This window comes from Thauera sp. SWB20 (assembly GCF_000831325.1).
Taxonomy (GTDB): Bacteria; Pseudomonadota; Gammaproteobacteria; order Burkholderiales; family Rhodocyclaceae; genus Thauera; species Thauera aminoaromatica.
Window position 1 is genome coordinate 145,118 of record NZ_JTDM01000021.1, and the last position, 22,791, is coordinate 167,908.

The window sequence follows — 22,791 nt, forward strand, 5'->3', positions numbered from 1 at the left end:
GGCGCCACCGGGCGCAGCCACCCGGCGCCTGGCGCGTCTGTGCCGGGCCGCCGCCTCGCCCGGCCCGCCGCCCTTCCCGCCTAACCTTGCAGGTCCTCCCATGCTCTCCGAACAGCTCCGCGTCGAAATCCAGCGCAACATCGCAGCCTCGCTCGCCGAGGACATCGGCACCGGCGACCTCACCGCGCGCCTGATCGCACCGGACACCGAGGCGCGCGGCCGCGTCATCACCCGCGAGGACGCGGTCATCTGCGGCACCGCCTGGTTCGACGCCGCGTTCGCCGCGCTCAGCCCGGCGGCGGTGGTGCACTGGCACGTCAAGGACGGCGACAGCGTCAAGGCGGGGCAGACCCTGTGCGAGATCGCCGCGCGCGCGCGCGTGCTGCTGACCGCCGAGCGCACCGCACTCAACTTCCTGCAGCTGCTCTCGGGCACCGCCACCGTCACCCGCCGCTTCGTCGATGCGGTGGCCGGCACCCGCGCCAAGATCGTCGACACCCGCAAGACCCTGCCGGGCCTGCGCCTGGCGCAGAAGTACGCGGTCGCGATCGGTGGCGGCACCAACCACCGCGTCGGCCTCTACGACGGCATCCTGGTCAAGGAGAACCACATCATCGCGGCCGGCGGCATCCGCGAGGTGGTCGAGCAGGCAAGTGCCATCGCGCCCTCGAACGTGTTCATCGAGGTCGAGGTGGAGACACTGGGGCAACTGCGCGAGGCGCTCGATGCCGGCGTGAAGATGATCCTGCTCGACAACATGACGCTCGAGCAGATGTGCGAGGCGGTGGCTATCAATGCCGGCCGCGCCGAACTCGAGGCCTCGGGTGGCGTGAATCTCGAGCGCGTGCGCGCGATCGCCGAGACCGGCGTCGACCGCATCTCGATCGGCACCCTGACCAAGGACGTACGAGCGCTCGACCTGTCGCTGCGCCACGTCGAGCGCTGAGGGCGCGGGTCCGCCCATGGCCGCCAGCGCCCCCCTGCCCCCTGCCGCGCCCGCCGCTTCCGACCCGCCCGCCCTGCCCGCTTGGCCCATGGTGCCGGCCTGCTACGGCTGGCTCGCGCTCGACGCCCGCGGCGGCTGGCGGCTGCGCGGCGAGATCATCACCCACCCCGGACTGCTCGCCTTCCTAGACGCCCACTACACCGGCGACGCGCACGGCAACTGGGGGGTCGATAACGGCCCGCAGCGCGTCTACGTGGAACTCGCTGCGGCACCGCTGATCCTGCGCCTGCATCCCGACGGCCGCCTGGTCGCCCACACCGGACGCGAGGCGACCACGACCGGACCGGTGCTGGTCGACGCGGACGGTTGCGCCTTCCTCGCCACCGACCTGGGTCCGGCGATGATCGACGACCGCGACCTCGCGCTTTTCGCCGCCGAGCTGCGCCAGCTCGGGGGCACGCCCGCCGGCGACGAGGACCTGCTCGCACTGATCGACGGGCAGTCCGGCCCGACACTGCGCTGGCGCGAGGTCGACGTGGCCTTCTGCGCGCGTGCGGCAATCCCCGGGCGCCTCGGCTTCCAGCCCCACCCGCAAGCCATCGGCACCTGATCCGCAGCGCCGTCTTCCGTCGCCGCAACGACGCCCGCGCTCGGCGCTCGCATCAGACACGGCAGGTGTTGACCCCCACCCGGCTTCACGGCTATGATCCGCGCCCTTGCTCGATGCGGCCGGCGCCACGGCGCAGAACACCGCAGCAGCGAAGCCTTGGTGGTGAAATTGGTAGACACGCTATCTTGAGGGGGTAGTGGCGAAAGCCGTGCGAGTTCGAGTCTCGCCCAAGGCACCAGATTACGGCCCCGCCGACGACGGCGGCGTCCGACGAAGAAAAGCCCGCGAATCGCTCGCGGGCTTTTCTTCGTTTACGTCCCGGCGTCCCCGCCGGCCCGCTCGCCGACGGGGACCCGGCGATCAGGTGCGCTGGGCGATGAAGCGCTTGATCGCGTCGGCGTCGGGCGCCATCACCTCGACGCGCTGCGGCAGCTTCTCGATGCCTTCGAGGTCTGCGGGACGCTCCGGCTCGCGCCCAAGGGCCTCGACGATGGTCTCGGCGAATTTCACCGGCAGCGCGGTCTCCAGCACCAGCACCGGCACGCCCGCAGGTACGTCGGCGGCGCGCTCCCAGGCCACCTTGACGCCGTCGGCGGTGTGGGTGTCGATCATCACGCCGTAGCGCTCGTACACCTTGCGGATGGTCGCCAGGCGATCGGCATGGCTGCTCGCGCCAGACACGAAGCCGAACGCGCCGATGCGGGCGAATTCGTCCGTGCCGGACAGGTCGAAGGCGCGCCCGGCGTCGACCTCGGCCCACAGCGCGGCCACCTTGCTCGGGTCGCGGCCGACCAGGTCGAAGACGAAGCGCTCGAAGTTCGAGGCCTTGGAGATGTCCATCGACGGGCTGGAGGTCACGTGCGTCTCGGCCGCCTTGCGCGGGCGATACACGCCGCTGCGGAAGAACTCGTCGAGCACGTCGTTCTCGTTGGTGGCGAGGATCAGCTTCGCCACCGGCAGGCCCATCTGGCGGGCGATGTGGCCGGCGCAGATGTTGCCGAAGTTGCCCGAGGGCACGCAGAAGGCGACCTGCTCGTCGTTGCTCGTCGTGGCCGCGAAGTAGCCCTTGAAGTAATACACGATCTGCGCCGCGACCCGCGCCCAGTTGATCGAATTCACTGCACCGATCTTGTGCCTGGCCTTGAAGGCGTGATCGTTGGAGACCGCCTTCACGATGTCCTGGGCATCGTCGAACATGCCGGTGACGGCGATGTTGAAGATGTTGTCGTCCTGCAGCGAATACATCTGCGCGCGCTGGAAGGCGCTCATCTTGCCGTGCGGCGACAGCATGAACACACGCACGCCGTGCTTGCCGCGCATCGCGTACTCGGCCGCCGAGCCGGTATCGCCCGAGGTGGCACCGAGGATGTTGATGGTCTCGCCACGCTTCGCGAGCACGTATTCGAAGAGGTTGCCGAGCAGCTGCATGGCCATGTCCTTGAAGGCCAGCGTCGGGCCATTGGACAGCTCGAGCAGGCCGAGGCGGCCGCGGCCGTCGGCATCCTTCTCCAGCCAGTGCACCGGAGTGATGTCGCGCGCGTCGCCGCCCGCGCGCACGTGGCGATAGACCTCGGCGGTGTAGGTCTTGGCGCAGATCGCCTTCAGGTCGACGGCGGGGATGTCGGTGATGAACTTCGACAGGATCGCGAACGCCAGCTCTGCGTAGGACAGGCCGCGCCAGGCGTCGAGCTCGGCGCGCGTCACCTGCGGATAGGTCTCGGGCAGGTAGAGGCCGCCGTCGGGGGCGAGGCCGCCGAGCAGGATGTCGCAGAACTCCGGGTTGGCGGGCTGGCCGGCGTGGCCGCGGGTGGAGAGATACTTCACGTGGGCAGTCCTTCAGGGTGACGTGGTCGGCGCGCGCCGTCCGGCGCAAAGGCTCGATTCTAACGAATTCGGCGGACGAATTCGGCTTGCCGGCACACCCCAACCCCGGCGAGGAGCCCGGACGCCGAACGCGGGAACGACGTCGCGCGCCGCAGCTCCGCACGCGCCCGCGATGTGCAGGACGCCCGAATATGCCGCACGCCCGCGGCCCGCACACCGATACAATCGGACCTTCACATCATGAACGGGAGTCCGCCATGAACCTCGGAAACATCCTCGGCCAGATCCTTCAGCAAGGCATGGGCCAGCAGGGCCGTTCGCGCCTCGACCACGCCATGGGCGCGGGCGGTATCGGAGACGTGCTCAGAGGCATTCTCGGCGGACAGGCGGCGGGCGGCACAGGTGGCAGCGCGGGCGGCGGCCTGGGCGATCTGCTGGGTGGCGTGCTGGGCGGCGGCCGTGGCGGCTCCGCGGCGGGCGGGATGGGAGGCCTGGGCGAGATCTTCGGCGGCGCGCTCGGTGGCGGCCGCAGCACGAGCGGAGGCGGCTTGGGCGATCTGCTCGGCGGCCTGCTCGGAGGCAGCGCCGGGGGCGGCACGGGCACGCGCAGCGGCGGCGGCAACGCCGGCATGGCCATCCTCGCCACCATCGCGATGGCGGCGCTGAAGAACTGGACCGACGGCCGCCGCGCGCAGGCCGCGATGGCACCCGACACGGCGGGCTTCGCCGCCCCCGAACTCGAAACCATGACCGAGCCCGCGACCGCGGAGCTGATCGTGCGCGCGATGATCTCGGCGGCCAAGGCCGACGGCGAAGTGAGCGAGGACGAGATCCAGCGCATCGTCGGCCGCATCGGCGCCGACGGCCTGAGCGAGGAGGAGAAGCAGTTCATGATCGCCGAACTGCGTCGCCCGCTCGACCTCGCCGCGCTCGTCGCCGAGGTGCCCAACGAGATGGTGGCGGTCGAGGTCTATGCCGCCTCGCTGCTCGCGATCGAACTCGACACCCCGGCCGAGGCGGCCTACCTGCGCCAGCTCGCCCAGGCACTGCGCCTGGACGGTGCGACGCTGTCCCGCCTGCACGAGATCACCGGCGCCACCGCGGTCTGAGCGCGGGTATCGGGCCGCACCGCCGCACGCCAAGCTGGCGCGGCGGCGCGACTCGCCTCACTCGCTCTCGAGCCGGAAGCCCAGCTTCAGCGTGACCTGGAAGTGCGCGACCTTGCCGTCGACCACGTGGCCGCGCGTCTCCATCACCTCGAACCAGTCGATGTGGCGGATTGTGCGCGCAGCGGTCTCGATCGCATTGCGGATGGCGGCATCGGTGCTCTCGTGCGAGGTGCCGACGATTTCGACGAGCTTGTAGACGCGATCGGACATCTTGTCCTCCTCTGCGGTGCCGGCCAGCGCCGGATGGCTGTTCAGTCCGCGTCCGGATCCGCGGACCGATCCTCCCCGCGCAACGCCCGCGCAGCCTCGAAGCCGCGCACCGACGCCACATAGCCACGGACGCCGAGCACGGCGATCGCAACCACGATGGCGGTGAAGACGGCGAGCTTGAAGGCCATGCGAAGGCGTCCTGCAGGCAAGGGTTGGGAATCGCGGCATGCGCCTCGCGCGCGCCGCCGTGCTTCAGTCTAGGCGCAAACGCCTGTGGTGTCGCGCATGCCCGGAGCTCCCGCCACCGCCCACGCGCCCTCCCACCTCGCCGTCCACCTCCTCACCCCCCCTGCGCGCGCAGCCACGCCGCACGCTCGCGCCAGCGCGTCGCCTTGTCGCCGGCGAGCCCGGGCGCGCCGGCGATGCGTGCGAGCAGCCCGGCATCGGGCCGGTGCGCGCTCACCGTGTCCCAGTAGTCGGCAAGCGTGAGCCAGGGATTGGGACGCTCGAGCAGCTCGATCGTGTCGCCCGCGGCGATCCTGCCCGGCTGCAGCACGCGGTAGTACCAGCCGGTGATCCCCGCCGCCTCGACGAAACGCGAGGCGCCCTCGACCTGCAGACGCAGGTCGATCTTCCAGCACGGCGAGCGCGTCTGGCTCACCTGCACGCGCGCCGCGCCGATGCGCAGCACGTCGCCGATGCACAGCACGTGCTCGTCCAGCCCGTGCGTGCTGATGTTCTCGCCGAGGAAACCCGCACCCAGCGCGGCTGCGCACTGTGGCCACTCGGCGGCCAGCACCGCGTAGTGCTCGACCGGATAGTGGTGCAGCGCCTTCTCCAGGCCGCCGTGGTGGCGCAGGTCGGCCTGCTCGTCGCCCTCCAGCCCGGTCGGCGTCAGCATGACCGGGCCCGCGGCCGGCGACTTGACGATGCCGCTGCGCTCGCCCTCGATCGACAGCAGGCGCACCTTGCCGACGAAGACCTCATCCACCTTGCTCTTCATGTCCCCCAATCCTCCCTGCCTTCCAGGTCGCAGCAATGGCGACCCGGGATGACGTGAACGCAAGAGGCCGCACCCGGGGGCACGGCCTCGTCTTCGATCACGACTCGAAACTGCGCTCAGAGAGCTTCCATACGCAGCTTCACGACCTTGCCCTGCACTACGGGCAGCGCCTCGATGCGCACGATGGCGGCATTGGCGTTCTTTTCCGCGGTCTGGTGGGTCAGCATGATGATGTCGGTGTGCGCCTCGCCCTCGGCCGCCTGCTTCTGGATCAGCGCCTCGATCGAGATCCCGCTGTCGGCCAGGATGCGGGTGATGTCGGCGAGCACGCCCGGCTTGTCCTCGACCCGCATGCGCAGGTAGTAGGAGGTCACGACCTCCTCGATCGGCAGCACCGGAACGTCGTGCACCTGGTCGGGCTGGAAGGCCAGGTGGGGCACGCGGTGCTCGGGGTCGGAGGTGTGCAGGCGGGTGACGTCGACCAGGTCGGCGATCACCGCCGAAGCGGTGGGCTCGGCGCCCGCGCCCTTGCCGTAGTAGAGCGTCGCGCCGACGGCGTCGCCCTGCACCAGCACCGCATTCATCGCACCCTCGACGTTGGCGATGAGGCGCTTCGCCGGAATCAGCGTGGGGTGCACGCGCAGCTCGACGCCGTTCTCGCGGCGGCGGGCGATGCCGAGCAGCTTGATGCGATAGCCGAGCTGTTCGGCGTAGCCGATGTCCACCGAGTCGAGCTTGCTGATGCCCTCGATGTAGGCCTTGTCGAACTGCATCGGGATGCCGAAGGCGATCGCGCTCATGATCGTCGCCTTGTGCGCGGCGTCGACCCCCTCGACGTCGAAGGTCGGATCGGCCTCGGCGTAGCCGAGCGCCTGCGCTTCCTTGAGCACCTCGGCGAAGGGCAGGCCCTTGTCGCGCATCTCGGACAGGATGAAGTTGGTGGTGCCGTTGATGATGCCGGCCAGCCACTCGATGCGGTTGGCGGTGAGGCCTTCGCGCAGCGCCTTGATGATCGGGATGCCGCCCGCGACCGCGGCCTCGAAGGCCACCATCACGCCCTTCTTCTGCGCCGCGGCGAAGATCTCGTTGCCATGCACCGCGAGCAGCGCCTTGTTGGCGGTGACCACGTGCTTGCCGTTCTCGATCGCCTTCAGCACCAGCTCCCGGGCCACGCCGTAGCCGCCGATCAGCTCGACGACGATGTCGATGCCCGGATCGGTGACCACCGAGAAGGCGTCGTCGGTGAGCTTGACCTCGCCGCCGGTCACCTTGCGCGCGAGCTCGAGGTTCTTGTCGGCCACGGTGACGATGCGGATCGGACGGCCGGCGCGCCGGGTGATCTCCTCGGCGTTGCGTTTGAGGACGGTGTAGGTGCCGCCACCGACGGTACCGATGCCAAGGAGGCCAACGTTGATAGGTTTCATTTTGTCCGTGAGGTGTGAGGTGTCAGGAGGGAGGAGCAGGCGGCGCAGCCGCCTTCCGGTGGCGGCTCAGGTGCCGTGACGCTTGCGGTAGTTCTCGAGGAAGCGGGCGATGCGGCCGATGGCGTCGCGCAGGTCGTCCTCGTGCGGCAGGAAGACCAGGCGGAAGTGGTCGGGATGCGGCCAGTTGAAGCCGGAGCCCTGCACCAGCAGCACACGCTCCTCTTCGAGCAGTTCGGCGATGAAGGCCTGGTCGTCCTCGATCGGATAGACCTTGGGATCCAGGCGCGGGAACATGTACAGCGTGGCCTGCGGCTTCACGCAGCTCACGCCTGGGATCTGGTTGATCAGTTCCCAGGCGAGGTCGCGCTGGCGACGCATGCGCCCACCCTCGGCGACCAGGTCGTCGATGCTCTGGTAGCCGCCGAGCGCGGTCTGGATCGCGTACTGGCCGGGCACGTTGGCGCACAGGCGCATCGAGGCCAGCATGTTGAGGCCCTCGATGTAGTCGTTGGCGCGGCGCTTGTCGCCGCACACCACCATCCAGCCCGCGCGGTAGCCGCAGGAGCGGTAGTTCTTCGACAGACCGTTGAAGATGATCGTCAGCACGTCCTCGGACAGCGCCGCCATCGAGGTGTGCCTGACGCCCTCGTAGAGCACCTTGTCGTAGACCTCGTCGGCGTAGAGGATCAGGTCATGCTCGCGGGCAAGCGCGACGATCTGCTTCAGGGTCTCGTCCGGATACACCGCGCCGGTCGGATTGTTCGGGTTGATGACCACGATCGCGCGCGTGTTGGCGTTGATCTTCGCGCGCATGTCGTCGATGTCCGGCAGCCAGCCCTTGGACTCGTCGCACAGGTAATGCACCGGCTTGCCGCCCGACAGGCTCACCGCAGCGGTCCACAACGGGTAGTCGGGCGCCGGCACCAGCACCTCGTCGCCGGCGTCGAGCAGCGCGTTCATCGCCATTACGATGAGCTCGGACACACCGTTGCCGATGTAGATATCCTCGATGGTGACACCCTTGATGCCCTTCTGCTGGGTGTAGTGCATCACCGCCTTGCGCGCGGAGAAGATGCCCTTGGAGTCCGAGTAGCCCGCCGCGTTGGGCAGGTTGCGGATCATGTCCATCTGGATCTCTTCGGGCGAATCGAAGCCGAACGCGGCGAGGTTGCCGATGTTCAGCTTGATGATCTTGTGCCCCTCGTCCTCCATCTGCTTGGCGCGCACCAGCACCGGGCCGCGGATGTCGTAGCAGACCTCGGCGAGCTTGGCGGACTTGCGGATCGGACGCGGCGCGGCGGCTGCGCCCGCCTCGGCCTTGATCACCGGTTCGGGGGATGCCGCCGCGAGCTCGAGTGTCTTCACCGCTTTCATGCCATTCCTTCCTGAGAGGTGGAAACGCGCGCCGGAGTTTTCCCGCACGCCAAAAGGTTGATATCTTAGCCGCGCTCCCGCACTGCGGCAATTTGCCCGGGCATCGCGGGCAACCGCCGGCGTGCGCCGCATGCCGCGACCAGGAACGGACGATGAAGCTCTACCAGGACAAGCACGCCAACACCAACGTGATAACCGGCTACGGCGACGACCACGTGATGATCGGGAAGACCCGCCACGAGGGCAACGTGCTCGTCAGCGCCGGGCGGATTGTGGGCGATTGGGCCCCGCAGGCCGGTGGCGACCTCGCAGGACTGACGGCCGAGGATCTCGCGCGCGCAGCCGAACTCGGCGCCGAGATCCTCATCGTCGGCACCGGGCGCCGCCAGCGCTTCCCGCAGCCACCGCTGCTGCGCGGGCTGGTCGAGGCGCGCATCGGCTTCGAGTTCATGGACTTCGCCGCCGCCTGCCGCACCTACAACATCCTCGTGGCCGAAGGCCGCGCGGTCGTGCTCGGACTGCTCCACGAACGCTGAGCGGCGCAACGCGGCGGTAACGCCGCCGCAATACGCTCTTCACCCGGGCAGGCGCTTTCGGCTACCCTGAGGCATACGAAGCACGTGCGCCGGTGCGCTCGCCCCGAGCGCGCAGCCCCGCCGCCCCGACGAACAGGAGACCCGATTGAGCGCCCCCCTCGCCCCCGACTTTTCCCTGCCCGCCACCGCCGGCCACACCGTCACCCTCTCCGCGCTGCGCGGCCGCAAGGTGGTGATCTACTTCTACCCCAAGGACAACACCCCCGGCTGCACCAACGAGACGCGCGACTTCGGCGCGCTGCACGCCGAGTTCGCCGCCACCGACTGCGCCGTCTTCGGCATCAGCCGCGACAGCCTCAAGAGCCACGAGAACTTCAAGGCCAAGCTCGAACTGCCCTTCGAACTCGTCTCCGACCCCGAGGAACAGGCCTGCGAGGCCTTCGGCGTCATGAAGCTGAAGAACATGTACGGCAAGCAGGTGCGTGGCATCGAGCGCAGCACCTTCCTCATCGACGCCGCGGGCGCGATCGCGCGCGAATGGCGTGGCGTGAAGGTGCCCGGCCACGCCGAGGAAGTGCTCGCCGCCGCGCGCGCGCTCTGATCCTTGCGGCGCCGGCCGCGCACCGCGAGCCGTCCCGCACGCTCGGCGCCCCGGCGCCGCCTCGCCTCTTCCTGCGGCCGTCCTGCCGCCCTCCCGGATCCACGTCATGTCCGCCCTCCGCAAATCCGCCACCTCCCCGTCCCTCCCCGCGGACGCGGGCGAGCCTGCCATCAAGCGTGTCCGCCGTACCCGCAAGGCCCCGGCAGCGTGCAAGCTCTTCGTGCTCGACACCAACGTGCTGATGCACGACCCGACCAGCCTGTACCGCTTCGAGGAGCACGACCTCTACGTGCCGATCATGACGCTGGAGGAACTCGACAACAACAAGAAGGGCACCAGCGAGGTGGCACGCAACGCCCGCCAGGCCAGCCGCATGCTCGACGAGATCGTATGCGCCTCGGAAGACGGCATTGCCGCGGGCATCGCGCTCGAGGGCCCCTCGCGCGGCCAGGCCACCGGACGCCTGCACCTGCAGACCGAGGCGATCGACATCAAGCTGCCGCCGGCCTTGCCGACCGCGCGCGGCGACAACCAGATCCTCGCGGTGGTGATGTTCCTGGTGGAGAAGCACCCCGGGCGCGAGGTCATCCTGGTGTCGAAGGACATCAACATGCGCATCAAGGCCCGTGCGCTCGGGCTCGCCGCGCAGGACTACTTCAACGACAAGGTGCTCGAGGACAGCGACCTGCTGTACACCGGCACCTGCGAGCTGCCCGCCGACTTCTGGGACAGCCACGCGCGCGGCATGCAGTCGTGGAAGGAAGAAGGCCGCAGCTACTACCGCGTCAGCGGGCCGCTCGCCGCCGAGATGCTGGTGAACGAGTTCGTCTATCAGGACGGCGACAACCCGCTGCAGGCCTGGGTGAAGGAAAAGGAAGGCCGCAGCGCCCTCATCGAGACCCTCACCGACTACAGCCACCACAAGAACAACGTCTGGGGCATCACCGCGCGCAACCGCGAGCAGAACTTCGCGCTCAACCTGCTGATGAACCCCGAGATCGACTTCGTCACCCTGCTCGGCCAGGCCGGCACCGGCAAGACCCTGCTGACGCTCGCCGCCGGGCTCACCCAGGTGCTGGAGTCGAAGCGCTACAGCGAGATCATCATGACCCGCGTCACCGTTCCGGTGGGCGAGGACATCGGCTTCCTGCCCGGCACCGAGGAAGAAAAGATGGCACCCTGGATGGGCGCGCTCGAGGACAACCTCGACGTGCTCAACGGCACCGCCGGCGAGGGCGGCGACTGGGGTCGCGCGGCCACCCGCGACCTCATCCGCAGCCGCATCAAGATCAAGAGCCTGAACTTCATGCGCGGCCGCACTTTCCTCAACAAGTTCCTCATCATCGACGAGGCGCAGAACCTCACGCCCAAGCAGATGAAGACCCTGATCACGCGCGCCGGCCCCGGCACCAAGGTGGTCTGCATGGGCAACATCGCGCAGATCGACACGCCCTACCTCACCGAGGGTTCTTCGGGCCTCACCTTCGTGGTCGACCGCTTCAAGGGCTGGGCCCACTCCGGCCACATCACCCTGCAGCGCGGCGAACGCTCCCGCCTCGCCGACCACGCCGCCGAGGTGCTCTGACGCAGCCCTCGCGGCTCGCCGTTCCCGCGATGCGCGCGCCTATAATGTGTGATTGCTTCGATCCCGGTCCGCCCATGAGCAACGACGCCGCCGACCTGCTGGTGGGAGCCAGCATGGATTTCCTGCGCAACTTCTCCCCCTTCAACCGCATGGAGCCGGGCGCGCTCGCCTCTCTCGCCGAGCGCGCGGTGCTCGCCTTCCATGCCCGTGGCAGCGAGATCCTGACGCCCGAATCGGGTGTGCCGTCGCACTTCTACATCGTCCAGCGCGGCAAGATCCAGGCCCGGCAGACCGGCCAGACCACGGTCACCGAGTACACCAGCCTAACCCTCGGGCCGGGCGAGTGCTTCCCGATCGGCGCCATCTCCGCGCGCCGCCCCTCGACCAACGCCTACGTGGCGGTCGAGGACAGCTTCTGCTTCCAGATCAGCGCCGACGACTTCCTGCATCTGATGCAGATCAGCCCGGTGTTCCACCTCTTCTGCACGCAGTACATCGCCAGCCTGCTCAGCCAGTCGCGCCAGCAGCTGCAGAGCACGTTCGCCCAGCGCGCCGCCGAGCAGCAGACCATGACCACGGCGCTCGGCAAGTTGATCGAGAAGGAGGCGGTCTTCGTCACCCCCGATACGCCGACGCGCAGCGCGCTCGAGCGCATGTCCGAGCTGCATCTCGGCTGCATGGTGGTGGTGGACGCGGAACGCCGCCCGGTCGGCATCCTGACCCAGAGCGACCTGCTGCCGCGCGTGATCCTCGCCGGCTTCGACCTCGCGCGCCCGATCGGCGAGCTGATGACCGCCAATCCGCACCAGCTGCCGGCGAGCGCCTCGGCCTACGACGCGGCCCTGGAGATGGCCACCCACGGCGTGCGCCACCTGCTCGTGGTCGACTCCGACAGCGTGCTGCTGGGCGTGGTCTCCGAGCGCGATCTGTTCTCGCTGCAGCGCATCAGCCTGCGCCAGATCCGCGCCGGCATCGACAACGCCGCCGACATCGAGGCCCTGCAGCGTGCGAGCAAGGACATCCGTCAGCTGGCGCTGAACCTGATCGCCCAGGGCATCGGCGCCGAGCAGCTCACGCAGTTCATCTCGGCGCTCAACGACGCGCTGACGCGCCGCATCATCATCCTGGCGCGTGAACGCCACGAGCTGGTGGGGATCGACTTCGCCTGGCTCGCCTTCGGCTCCGAGGGCCGCCACGAGCAGACCCTGTCCACCGACCAGGACAACGGGATCATCTTCCGCTGCGCCGAGCCGAAGCAACTCAAGGACACGCGCGCCCGCCTGGTCGAGTTCGCGCGCACGGTCAACGAAGACCTCGCGGCCTGCGGCTTCCCGCTGTGCAAAGGCAACATCATGGCGAGCAACCCCGAGCTCTGCCTGACCCTCGACGAGTGGAAGTCGCGCTTCGGCGACTGGATCCGCGAGCCCGACCCGCAGGCCCTGCTCAACGCCTCGATCTTCTTCGACTTCCGCGTGCTCTACGGCAACGAACGCTTCGGCGACCAGCTGCGCAGCGCGCTCAACAAGGGTGCCAAGGGCAACAGCGCCTTCCTGCGCATGATGGCCGCCAACGCCCTCAAGGTCATGCCCCCGCTCGGGCGCATCCGCGACTTCGTGGTGGATGAAGACGGCACCATCGACATGAAGAAATCCGGCGCCCGCCTGTTCGTCGATGTGGCCCGCATCCTCGCCCTGCGCACCGGCGTGGAGTCGAGCAGCACGGTGCAGCGCCTGCGCCAGGGCAGCACCAAGATCGGCGGCATGAGTCCGGAGGAAGTCTCGGCCATCATCGACGGCTTCAACTTCATTCAGTTGCTGCGCCTGCGTTCGCAGCACCTCGAGACCGAGCACGACTCCGCCGAGGACAACCGCATCGACCCCGAATCGCTCAACGAACTCGACCGCCGCATCCTCAAGGAAGCCTTCCGCCAGGCGCGCAAGCTCCAGCTACGGCTTAAACTCGATTACCAACTATGAGCTGGCTCTCTCGCCTGAAGAACGCCCGCGGCAACCAGCCGCCGCTGAGCGCCGAGGCCGAGCGCGCGCTCGAGGCTTGGCATGCGCTCGCCGAGTCCGCGCACGAACAGCCTCATTTCGAGTCGCGCTACGTGGTGCTCAACACCGAGGCCACCGGCCTCGACCTCGAACGCGACCGCCTGCTCGCGGTCGGCGCCATCGCCGTCGACGGCGGCCTGCTGCACCCGCAGGACGCCTATCACGCGCAGCTCGAGCCCTTGCCCGGCGATGCGCTCGCCGGGCTGCTCGGCTTCGCCCGCAACAGCCCGCTTGTCGTGTTCAACGCCACCTTCAACCGCACGATGCTCGAGCGCGCGTTCTCGAGAATGCTCGGCTTCACGCCAGAGTTCCTCTGGATCGACCTCTATTTCCTGCTGCCCTCGCTGTTTCCCGAGCGGCTGGAACGCCCCGGTCGGCTCGCCGACTGGATGGCCGCCTTCGAGATCGAGACCTTCCAGCGCCACCACGCGCTCGGCGACGCCTGGGCGATCGCGCAACTCTTCCTCGCGGCGCAGTCGCGCGCACTCTCGCTCGCGGTCACCAGTCCGCGCGCGCTTGCCGAGCACGCCCAGGCCTACCGGCAAAAGATCAAGGTCTGAAAGCAGGCCGACAAGAACCGGGACGAATGCGTCCGACAGGCGCAGATTTCCCTTTACACCGGATAGCTCGATGCGTATATTTCCGCGAATGTTTTTCCGGACATCCCTACCTGCCCTGCTCGCCTCCTTCGCGCTCGCCCTTCCCGCCCAAGCCGCGGAGCCGGCCCCGGCGCAGCGCGAGCACGCCTTCCAGGCGTCTTCGGCGTTCGAGGAGTACACCACGGCCGCCGAACAACTGGTCGACGAGGCGCTCTCCTACCTGGGTATCCGCTATCGCTTCGGAGGCACTTCGCCGGCGACCGGCTTCGATTGCAGCGGACTCGTGCTCAACGTGTTCCGTAATGCCGTCGGGCTCGACCTGCCGCGGAGCGCGAGCGAGATGGCGAGCCTGGGCGACAAGATCGGCAAGCAGGACCTCAAGCCGGGCGACCTGGTGTTCTTCAACACCATGCGACGCACCTTCTCGCACGTCGGCATCTATCTCGGCGACGGCAAGTTCGTGCATGCCCCCTCGAGCGGCGGCAAGGTTCGCGTCGAGAACATCTCCGCGACGTACTGGGCCAAACGCTTCAACGGCGCCCGCCGGCTGGTCGATGAGGAATCGCTCGGTCTCAGCGCCCAGGTGATGCGCACGCACTGAGCGCCGGCGAGGAACACGCCGAGGAAGAGGCCCCGCATGCCGGGGCCTCTTGCTTTTTCAGCAGGCAGATGACGCCCGCCGGCGCCCACCGGATGCCTTCTCGCAGCGCCGCGGGCATTCGTCGCAGCGCGAACCCATCTGCCGATCGAGCGCCTGCTGCAGCGCGCAGGTGGAGCGCCGGCAGCACACCACCTGCACGCCCTGCTTGCCTGCGGCCTCACGGAAGCGCTGCATGACGTTGTGGCCGAGAAAATCGGTGAACAGGATCACCAGCCCGATCCCGCTCGGCAAGGGCGTGCTGCGGCGCTGGTGCGTCGTGTCGCGGCCGCTGACGTGGGCGGCGATGCGAATGCCGAAGTTGTGCAGAACATCCGGGATGTTGCCGAGGCGGTCGGCACCGACGAGCAGCGCATTCATGGAATCTCCTTGTTGAGAACATTTCTCAACAATAATGAAGTGAATGCGATCCATTTGCAACTGCGAACCTTTATCGTTAGTATCGTCGCACCGCAAACACACCAAGGTTCGCACACCATGAGCAAGAAAGTCCTCATCGCCTCGATCATCGCCGCCTTCGGTCTCACCGGCACCGTCACCGCCGCCGAGCTGAACGTCTACTCCGCCCGCCACTACCAGACAGACGAAGAGCTCTACGGCAACTTCACCAAGCAGACCGGGATCAAGATCAACCGCATCGAGGCGAAGGAAGACGAACTGCTCGAGCGCATCCGCAACGAGGGCGCCAACAGTCCGGCCGACATCTTCGTCACCGTCGATGCCTCGCGCCTGGCGAAGGCCGACGAACTCGGCATCTTCCGGCCGGTGAAGTCCGCCGCGCTCGAGGCCCGCATCCCCGCCCACCTGCGCGCACCGAACTGGTTTTCCTACTCGACCCGCGCACGCGTGATCGTCTACAACCCGGACATGGTCAAGGCCGAGCAGGTGCAGACCTACGAGCAGCTCGCCGACCCCGCGCTCAAGGGCCAGGTGTGCACCCGCTCGGGCAGCCACCCGTACAACCTCTCGCTCGGCGCTGCAATGATCAAGCACAACGGCGCGGAAGCGACCGAGAACTGGGCCCGGGGCATCGTCGCCAACTTCGCACGCGCGCCCAAGGGCGGCGACACCGACCAGATCCGCGCCGTGGCCGCGGGCGAGTGCGGCGTGGCCATCGCCAACAGCTACTACCTCGCCCGCCTGATGAACTCGGACAAGCGCGAAGACCAGGCCGTGGTCGCGAAGATCAAGGCGGTATGGCCGAACCAGGCGACCTGGGGCACCCACATCAACGTGTCCGGCGCCGGCATGCTCGAGCACGCGCCGAACAAGGAGGCCGCGGTCAAGTTCCTCGAGTATCTCGCCTCGGACCAGGCGCAGGAATACTTCGCCAACGGCAACAACGAATGGCCGGCGGTGCCGAGCGTGAAGGTGGACAACCCCGCGCTGAAGAAGCTCGGCGAGTTCAAGGCCGACACCCTGCCGATCGGCGAGCTCGCCGACACGGTGGCCGAGGCCCAGCGCATCTTCGACCGCGCCGGCTACCGCTGATCCGCAGCCCCTGCGGCGGCCCCCTCGCTGACGGGCTCGCCGCAGGGCGCACCGGCACTCGCCGGCGCCAGCACGACGCGGTTACGCCCGGCGTGCTTGGCCGCGTACAAGGCCTCGTCGGCGCGCGCATAGGCGGCCTCGTAGCCCTCGTCGGCCGCGTCCAGCATGGTCGCGCCGATGCTGACCGAATAGTGCAGCGCCCCCGAGTCGACGCTGGCCGGCGAATCCGCCACCACCCTGCGCAGCCGGTCCGCCGCCCGCACCGCGCCGAGCGCGTCGATGCTGGGAAGCAGGACCGCGAACTCCTCCCCGCCCAGGCGTGCGAACACGTCGGCCTCGCGCAACTGCGCGCTCACCGTCGCGGTGAAATGGCGCAGCACCTCGTCACCCGCGGCATGGCCGTGGGTGTCGTTGATGCGCTTGAAGAAGTCGAGATCCATCAGCAGCAGCGCTGCCGGCGCCTGGTTGCGGCGCACGCGTCCGAGTTCGCCGCGCACGACCTCGACGAAGTGGCGGCGATTCCATAGCCCGGTGAGCGGATCGCTGGTGGCCAGCTGCAGCAGGCTCTCCTCCATCGCCTTGCGCTGCGAGATGTCCTGGTGGATGCCGACCATGCGCAGCGCCTCCCCGCCCGCGCCGCGATCGAGTACGCGGCCCGCCGCGAGCACCCAGACCCAGTGCCCGCTCTTGTGCTTGAGGCGGTATTCCGCGCGATAGGCATCCTTGATGCCGCGCAGGTGCGGCTCGAGCGAGTCGCGGATGTCGTACCAGTCGTCCGGATGCACCAGGGACTCCCAGCTCGATACATTCGCCGGCAGCTCCTCCGCTGCATAGCCGAGCATCCTGCACCACATCGGGCTGAAATTCGCTCGCCCGCTCGGCACGTCCCAGTCCCAAAAACCGAGCTCGGCACCTTCGAGTGCGAGCATCAGGCGGCGTTCGCGCTCGGCGATCTGCTCGCGCACCCGGCGCCGTTCGGTGAAGTCCCGGCTGACGCGGATCTCGCCGAGCTGCACGCCGTCGAGGTCGAAATAGGGGGTGCGCAAGGTGTCGAGCAGACGTAGCGTTCCGTCCGCCGCCTCCAGCCACTCCTCGTGGTTCTCTGCGCAGCTCACGGTGTCCTGGCCGGCCCCGGCGAGCGGCAGCCGCCCCGCGAACACCTCGCCGTCGCTGCGCCCGACCAGGGCCGCCTCGCGGATCCCGTAGGCCTCGGCGAAGGCCTTGTTGCAGCCCAGGTAACGGCCTTCCCGATCGCGGAAGGCGATCAGGTCGGGCACCGAATCGATCAGCCCGCGCAGCAGCGCCCGCTCGGCCGCCAGCGTCCGCTGCGGCGCACGCACGCCGGACACGAACACCGCGCGATAGATCATCGCGAACGCCGCCACCTTGTAGGCGTGCCCGAGCACGTTGTAAAGGTCGGCGACCGCGGCATAACGCGCGAAATGCAGCTCGGCCAGCGCCATCGTCGCCGCGGCGGCGGCCAGCCAGCCAGCGGCGGATTCGCCGTCCGCCAGCGCGCGGCGCGCGAGCAAGATCGCGGCAGCAAGGTGCAGCAGCACGAGCCCACCCTCCAGCACGCTCTTTAACGGGGTTACGCCCTGCCCCTCGATGAAGGTCGCCGGCAAGACCTGCGGGTGCGCAAGGACGAGCCAGCTCCAGCCGAAGGCGACGCCGATCGCAGCGAGGACGGCCCAGGCCGCGGCGGATCCGCCGCCATCGCGCTCCGGCAGCACGGCATGGGCGAGCAGACCCAGCACACCGAGCAGACGCGCCATCAGCCAGAAGGCGATCGCCTTGTCCGCGCTGTTGGGCGTGAAGAAGGGCGGCATGCCCGGAAAGGACATCAGGTGGGCGAAATCGAGCAGCCCCACCGCGAGGCAGGCTGCGCCGAGCCAGACCAGCCGTGCCCCGCGCGCGCTGCGGCGCAGGTTCCAGCCAAGCGCGAACACCATCCCGGCGACCACGAGCGAGAAGATCTCCAGCCCTGAATGCAGCGGCAGGTAATCGCGCGCATCGGCGAACAGGCGCACCGGCGGCATGAAGACGCTGAGGACGAAGAGCACCCCGAGCAGGCCGGTGGCCTGCAGCGGACGACGGAAGCGGTGCAGCACCGAGGTCGCCAAGATCAACGCGCCTCGGGCACACCGCAGGAGCGTGGTTTGCCCCCCCAGCCGGAAGGCATGGTATGGACGACCCGGGCAGCTTGCCGAGCGCTGCACGGGACGAAGATTGAAGGACGCGGGGACATCGCGTAATTATGCATGATCGACCCGCGACCGCCGCCGCGGCAGCGCACCCCGCGTGCATTATTTCGCGTCGGCAGGCACCTCGCTCAGCCCTCCCGGCGGCGCACGCGCAGGATCTGGCGCGAAATCCAGAACATCGGCAGCAAGCCCACCGCCACGATGATCAGCGCCGCGGTCGAGGCTTCGGCCAGGCGCTCGTCGGCCGCAAGCGTGTGCGCCTGGGTGGCGAGGGTGTCGAAGTTGAAGGGTCGGATCACCAGCGTGGCGGGCAGCTCCTTCATGACATCGACGAACACCAGCAGGCCGGCGGTGAGCAGGCTACCGCGCAGCATCGGCATGTGCACCCGCCTCAGCGTCGCCCACTTGCCGAAGCCCAGGCTGCGCGAGGCGTCGTCCATGTTGGGGGTGATCTTGCCCAGGCTGGACTCGACCGTCTGCAGCGCCACTGCGAGGAAGCGCGCCAGGTACGCGTAGATCAGCGCGGCGATGCCGCCGGTGAGCAGCAGCCCGGGGTTCGTCCCCCACAACGCCTCCCAGCCCTGGGCCAGCCAGCGATCCACCCGGGTCAGCGGGATCAGCACGCCCACCGCGATCACCGAGCCGGGCACCGCGTAGCCCAGTCCGACGATGCGGTTGAGCACCTGCGGCAGGCGCGAGCGCGCCAAGCGTGCGGCGTAGGCGAGCAGCACTGCGAGCAGCACCGCCACCACCGCGGTGATCGCCGCGAGCACGAAGCTGTTGTGCGCCAGCTCGACGAAGCGCGCGCCGAACTGGGCATCGCCCTCAAGGAAGGCCATGCGCAGCAGCAGCGCCGCCGGCAGCAGGAAGCCGAGCAGCAGCGGCATGAAGCAGGCGAACGCGGCGAGCACACCGAGCGCCAGCGGCAGGCGCAGCCGCACCGGCATCGCCACCTGGCGCGAGGTGTTGTTGAAGCGCGCCCGCCCGCGCGACATGCGCTCCAGGGTCAGCACCAGGACCACGAAGGCGAGCAGCGCGGCCGACAGCTGCGCGGCGGCGATGCGGTCGCCGAGCGAGAACCAGGCGCGATAGATGCCGGTGGTGAAGGTCTGCACGCCGAAGTAGGACACGGTGCCGAAGTCGGCCAGCGTCTCCATCAGCGCCAGCGCGGTGCCGGCCACCACCGCCGGGCGCGCCAGCGGCAGGGAGACGCGGAAGAACGAGCCCCACGGACCCAGCCCGAGCGTGCGCCCGGCCTCGAGCATCCCGCCCGCACGCTCCAGGAAGGCGGTGCGCGCGATCATGTAGACATACGGGTAGAGCACGAACATGAACATCGCCACCGCGCCGCCGACGGTGCGCACGTCGGGGAACCAGTAGTCGCCGCGCCCCCATCCGAAGGTCTCGCGCAGCCAGCCCTGCACCGGGCCGACGAACTGGAGAAAATCGGTATACACGTAGGCCATCACATAGGCCGGCATCGCCAGCGGCAGCACCAGCGCCCACTCCAGGAAGCGCCGCCCGGGAAAGTCCAGCATCGTCGTCAGCCAGGCCGAGGTCACGCCGATCGACGACACCCCCAGGCCGACGCCGATGCATAGCACCACGGTGTTGAACACGAACTCGCCGAGCACCGTGTCGGCCAGGTGCGACCAGGTCGCCCCGGTGTCGCCGGCGAGCACGTTGGAGAACACCGACAGCACCGGCGCCGCGATCAGCGTGGCCACCACAACCGCCAGCACTGTCAGCGAAGAAAACCGAATGCGCATCGCGCCCTGCCCTGCCGTCGAATCCATGCCGTTCCCATGATTGCGCCCCGGCGCCGGAAATCGGCCCCCGCGAACTGAGCGAATTATAATTGATCGCATTTGGAACACCGGGGTGCAATAATTCCCCACGCCCATAGGCCCTCGACGACCGCGATGTCCCACCTCGACCTTTCCCGCATCGACCTCGCCTTCGGCAGCCACCTCGTGGTCCGCCAGCTCTCACTGCAGCTCGAGAAGGGCCGCATCGGCTGCCTGCTCGGGCCTTCCGGCTGCGGCAAGACCACGGTGCTGCGCTGCATCGCCGGCTTCGAACGGCTGGCGGCCGGCGAGATCCGCCTCGACGGCGAGGTCGTCAGCACGCCGCGCCACATGCTGCCGCCCGAGCGCCGGCGCATCGGCATGGTGTTCCAGGACTATGCGCTCTTCCCGCATCTCTCGGTGGCGGACAATATCGGCTTCGGCCTCCGGCGCGACAGCGCCGCCGTGCGCAACGCGCGGGTGGACGAGCTGCTCGCGCTGGTCGGCCTCGCCGGACAGGGCCGCAAGTATCCGCACGAGATGTCCGGCGGCCAGCAGCAGCGCGTCGCGCTCGCGCGTGCACTCGCTCCCAAGCCCAGCCTGCTGCTGCTCGACGAGCCCTTCTCCAATCTCGACGTCGAATTGCGCGAACGCCTGTCGTACGAGGTGCGCGAGATCATCAAGGCCGCCGACACCACCGCGATCCTGGTCACCCACGACCAGCACGAGGCCTTCGCAGTGGCCGACGAGATCGGCATCATGCACGAGGGTCGCATCCAGCAATGGGATACGCCCTACAACCTCTACCACCGCCCGGCCAACCGCTTCGTCGCCGACTTCATCGGCCAGGGTGCCTTCCTGCGCGGCAAGGTGCTCGACGATCACCGCGTGCAGATCGAGCTCGGCGTGCTCGACAGCACGCAGCCGCTGGTGTGCTGCGCCGACTGCGCCGGTTGCGTGCATGGCAGCCCGGTCGACGTGCTGCTGCGCCCAGACGACCTCGTGCACGACGACGCCAGCGCGCTGCGCGCCGAGGTGGTGCATAAGGCTTTCCGCGGCGCAGACATCCTGTACACCCTGCGCCTGGCGGGCGGCGCGCGCGTGCTCTCGCTGGTGCCCAGCCACCACAACCACGCCATCGGCGAGCGCATCGGCATCCGCCTCGACGTCGACCACGTCGTCACCTTCTCCGACGAGCGCGCCGACGAGTGCGCGCCCGCCCATCCCGCAGCGTCTCTGGCATGATCCCCTGGCTGGGCGCGGAGCCGGGCTTCCCCGCCGACGAGCGCGCTTTGCGCGAACCCAACGGGCTGCTCGCCGCCGGTGGCGCGCTCACCCCACCCTGGCTGCTCGCCGCCTACCGCCGCGGCATCTTCCCCTGGTTCAGCGAGGGCGAACCCATCCTGTGGTGGACACCCGACCCTCGCCTGGTGCTCGTGCCCGACGAATTCCACGTCAGCCATTCGCTGCGCAAGACCCTGCGCCGACGGCGCTTCGAGGTCAGGACGGACACCGCCTTCGCCGAGGTGCTGCTGGCCTGCGCCGCGGCGCGCGCCGGCGGCCCGGGCACCTGGATCACCCCCGCGATGCGCGCCGCCTACCAGCGCATGCACGAACTGGGCTGGGCGCACAGTGTCGAATGCTGGCGAGAGGGCCGGCTGGTGGGCGGACTCTACGGCATGGCGATCGGCCGCGTGTTCTTCGGCGAGTCGATGTTCGCGCGCGAGACCGACGCCTCCAAGGTGGCGCTCGCCCATCTCGCGCGGCTGCTCGCCGAACGCGGCTATGGCATGATCGACTGCCAGATGACCACCGCCCACCTGTGCTCGCTCGGGGCACGCGAGGTGCCGAGGGCGCGTTTCACCGCCGCCCTGCGCCAGTGGGCGCACGACGGCCCGGCGCCGCAGCGCTGGGCCGAGCGAACAATGCAGGACTTCGACTGGAACTGACGCAGGACGGCAAGTTGCACGACGGACGCGATGAAATCGGACTATCCCTACGCCCTCATCCAGTTCTACGCCACGGCGCCCTACGCATGCTCCTACCTGGCCGGGCGGAGCGCGCGCTCGCAGGTCGCCACCCCGGGCCATCTCATCGACCCGCAGGTCTATAGCGAACTCGTGCGCCGCGGCTTTCGCCGCAGCGGGGTGTTCACCTACCGCCCCTATTGCGACCACTGCCAGGCCTGCGTGCCGGTGCGCGTGCCGGTCGAGCGCTTCCAGCCCGACCGCAGCCAGCGCAGGACATGGGCTCGACATGCAGATCTGATCCCGATCGAGCGTCCCCTCGAATTCGTCGAGGAGCACTACCAGCTCTACCAGCGCTACCAGACCGCCCGCCACGCCGGCGGCGGCATGGACCTCGACAACCGCGAGCAGTACGCCCATTTCCTGCTGCAGAGCCATGTCGACACCCGCCTGGTGGAGTTCCGCAGCTATGGCAGCCTGCGCATGGTGAGCGTGATCGATCGCCTCACCGACGGCCTGTCGAGCGTCTACACCTTCTACGATCCCGACCAGCCGCGCAGCGCCTTCGGCACTTGGGGCGTGCTCTGGCAGATCGAGGCGTGCAGGGTGCTCGGACTGCCGCACGTGTACCTGGGCTACTGGATCGGCGAGAGCCCGAAGATGGCCTACAAGGCGCGCTTCCGCCCGCTCGAGGCGCTGATCGACGGCGACTGGCAGCCCTTTCCGGGCGATTTCGCCTGATCACGGCG

Annotated in this window: 22 protein-coding genes and 1 tRNA gene; 14 read left to right on the top strand and 9 right to left on the bottom strand. The window is 68.8% G+C overall.

Going from position 1 to position 22,791, the window contains the following annotated elements; genetic code table 11:
* Positions 1–100 precede the first annotated feature (100 nt).
* The 3 genes from nadC to PO78_RS18120 all read left to right on the top strand — a co-directional run bounded on the left by nadC (position 101) and on the right by PO78_RS18120 (position 1,794).
* A complete protein-coding gene (gene nadC, locus PO78_RS18110) occupies positions 101–946 on the top strand; it encodes a carboxylating nicotinate-nucleotide diphosphorylase (RefSeq protein ID WP_004303316.1) in 846 nt (281 codons plus the stop codon).
* A gap of 16 nt (positions 947–962) precedes the next feature.
* Positions 963–1,556 (top strand): DUF2946 family protein, encoded by a 594-nt coding sequence (locus PO78_RS18115; RefSeq protein WP_043745766.1) that lies wholly within the window; start codon positions 963–965, stop codon positions 1,554–1,556.
* Positions 1,557–1,709: 153 nt separating this feature from the next.
* A tRNA-Leu gene (locus PO78_RS18120) sits at positions 1,710–1,794 on the top strand.
* A gap of 122 nt (positions 1,795–1,916) precedes the next feature.
* On the opposite strand, the gene thrC is transcribed toward PO78_RS18120, so the two are convergent.
* Positions 1,917–3,380: a threonine synthase gene (gene thrC, locus PO78_RS18125; protein WP_004304059.1), complete on the bottom strand. Its 1,464-nt coding sequence runs from the start codon at positions 3,378–3,380 to the stop codon at positions 1,917–1,919.
* A gap of 257 nt (positions 3,381–3,637) precedes the next feature.
* Between thrC and PO78_RS18130 the strand changes: the two genes are divergently transcribed.
* Positions 3,638–4,489, top strand: coding sequence for a tellurite resistance TerB family protein (locus PO78_RS18130; RefSeq protein ID WP_043745769.1), 852 nt, complete (start codon positions 3,638–3,640; stop codon positions 4,487–4,489).
* Positions 4,490–4,546: 57 nt separating this feature from the next.
* On the opposite strand, the gene PO78_RS18135 is transcribed toward PO78_RS18130, so the two are convergent.
* The 5 genes from PO78_RS18135 to PO78_RS18150 all read right to left on the bottom strand — a co-directional run bounded on the left by PO78_RS18135 (position 4,547) and on the right by PO78_RS18150 (position 8,560).
* Positions 4,547–4,759: a dodecin gene (locus PO78_RS18135; protein ID WP_004304063.1), complete on the bottom strand. Its 213-nt coding sequence runs from the start codon at positions 4,757–4,759 to the stop codon at positions 4,547–4,549.
* Between the two features lie 41 nt (positions 4,760–4,800).
* On the bottom strand, positions 4,801–4,947 hold the full coding sequence (locus PO78_RS23250) for a hypothetical protein (protein ID WP_004304065.1): 147 nt from the start codon (positions 4,945–4,947) through the stop codon (positions 4,801–4,803).
* Between the two features lie 152 nt (positions 4,948–5,099).
* Positions 5,100–5,762, bottom strand: a complete 663-nt coding sequence (locus tag PO78_RS18140) for an MOSC domain-containing protein (protein ID WP_004304067.1) — start codon at positions 5,760–5,762, stop codon at positions 5,100–5,102.
* 116 nt (positions 5,763–5,878) lie between these two features.
* Complete coding sequence (locus PO78_RS18145) at positions 5,879–7,186, bottom strand: homoserine dehydrogenase (protein WP_004304068.1); 1,308 nt, start codon at positions 7,184–7,186, stop codon at positions 5,879–5,881.
* Positions 7,187–7,252: 66 nt separating this feature from the next.
* Positions 7,253–8,560: a pyridoxal phosphate-dependent aminotransferase gene (locus PO78_RS18150; protein ID WP_004304070.1), complete on the bottom strand. Its 1,308-nt coding sequence runs from the start codon at positions 8,558–8,560 to the stop codon at positions 7,253–7,255.
* A gap of 152 nt (positions 8,561–8,712) precedes the next feature.
* Here PO78_RS18150 and PO78_RS18155 point away from each other — a divergent pair, with 152 nt between their 5' ends.
* From PO78_RS18155 to PO78_RS18180, 6 genes are all read left to right on the top strand, one after another.
* Entirely contained in the window at positions 8,713–9,096 is a 384-nt protein-coding gene (locus PO78_RS18155) for an Mth938-like domain-containing protein (RefSeq protein WP_004304073.1), read from the top strand.
* Positions 9,097–9,241: 145 nt separating this feature from the next.
* Positions 9,242–9,697, top strand: coding sequence for a peroxiredoxin (locus PO78_RS18160; RefSeq protein ID WP_004304075.1), 456 nt, complete (start codon positions 9,242–9,244; stop codon positions 9,695–9,697).
* Positions 9,698–9,803: 106 nt separating this feature from the next.
* Positions 9,804–11,282: a PhoH family protein gene (locus tag PO78_RS18165; RefSeq protein ID WP_004304078.1), complete on the top strand. Its 1,479-nt coding sequence runs from the start codon at positions 9,804–9,806 to the stop codon at positions 11,280–11,282.
* Between the two features lie 74 nt (positions 11,283–11,356).
* The gene (locus tag PO78_RS18170; RefSeq protein ID WP_041589662.1) at positions 11,357–13,258 is read left to right on the top strand and encodes a DUF294 nucleotidyltransferase-like domain-containing protein; all 1,902 of its coding nucleotides are present in this window, start codon (positions 11,357–11,359) and stop codon (positions 13,256–13,258) included.
* Positions 13,255–13,896 (top strand): 3'-5' exonuclease, encoded by a 642-nt coding sequence (locus PO78_RS18175; protein ID WP_004304083.1) that lies wholly within the window; start codon positions 13,255–13,257, stop codon positions 13,894–13,896. The genes PO78_RS18170 and PO78_RS18175 overlap by 4 nt, the downstream gene beginning before the upstream one ends.
* A gap of 88 nt (positions 13,897–13,984) precedes the next feature.
* Entirely contained in the window at positions 13,985–14,536 is a 552-nt protein-coding gene (locus tag PO78_RS18180) for a C40 family peptidase (RefSeq protein WP_043745772.1), read from the top strand.
* 57 nt (positions 14,537–14,593) lie between these two features.
* Here PO78_RS18180 and PO78_RS18185 read toward each other — a convergent pair whose 3' ends face one another.
* Positions 14,594–14,953 carry a DUF2325 domain-containing protein gene (locus PO78_RS18185; protein ID WP_004304087.1) on the bottom strand — a complete coding sequence of 120 codons (360 nt, stop codon included), beginning with the start codon at positions 14,951–14,953 and terminating at the stop codon, positions 14,594–14,596.
* Positions 14,954–15,070: 117 nt separating this feature from the next.
* Here PO78_RS18185 and PO78_RS18190 point away from each other — a divergent pair, with 117 nt between their 5' ends.
* Positions 15,071–16,084 carry a Fe(3+) ABC transporter substrate-binding protein gene (locus PO78_RS18190; RefSeq protein ID WP_004304089.1) on the top strand — a complete coding sequence of 338 codons (1,014 nt, stop codon included), beginning with the start codon at positions 15,071–15,073 and terminating at the stop codon, positions 16,082–16,084.
* Here PO78_RS18190 and PO78_RS18195 read toward each other — a convergent pair.
* Together PO78_RS18195 and PO78_RS18200 are read right to left on the bottom strand one after the other, a co-directional pair.
* Entirely contained in the window at positions 16,075–18,207 is a 2,133-nt protein-coding gene (locus PO78_RS18195; RefSeq protein ID WP_040828751.1) for a sensor domain-containing diguanylate cyclase, read from the bottom strand. The genes PO78_RS18190 and PO78_RS18195 overlap by 10 nt on opposite strands.
* Before the next feature lie 209 nt (positions 18,208–18,416).
* Positions 18,417–20,057 (bottom strand): ABC transporter permease, encoded by a 1,641-nt coding sequence (locus PO78_RS18200; RefSeq protein WP_004304093.1) that lies wholly within the window; start codon positions 20,055–20,057, stop codon positions 18,417–18,419.
* A 153-nt stretch (positions 20,058–20,210) separates the two neighbouring features.
* On the opposite strand from PO78_RS18200, the gene PO78_RS18205 reads away from it, so the two are divergent.
* From PO78_RS18205 to PO78_RS18215, 3 genes are read left to right on the top strand one after another with little or no spacing between them, the layout of a single operon-like run.
* Positions 20,211–21,320 carry an ABC transporter ATP-binding protein gene (locus PO78_RS18205; RefSeq protein WP_004304095.1) on the top strand — a complete coding sequence of 370 codons (1,110 nt, stop codon included), beginning with the start codon at positions 20,211–20,213 and terminating at the stop codon, positions 21,318–21,320.
* Positions 21,317–22,024, top strand: a complete 708-nt coding sequence (gene aat, locus PO78_RS18210; RefSeq protein WP_004304098.1) for a leucyl/phenylalanyl-tRNA--protein transferase — start codon at positions 21,317–21,319, stop codon at positions 22,022–22,024. The genes PO78_RS18205 and aat overlap by 4 nt, the downstream gene beginning before the upstream one ends.
* Before the next feature lie 30 nt (positions 22,025–22,054).
* The gene (locus PO78_RS18215) at positions 22,055–22,783 is read left to right on the top strand and encodes an arginyltransferase (protein ID WP_004304100.1); all 729 of its coding nucleotides are present in this window, start codon (positions 22,055–22,057) and stop codon (positions 22,781–22,783) included.
* Positions 22,784–22,791: the final 8 nt, after the last annotated feature.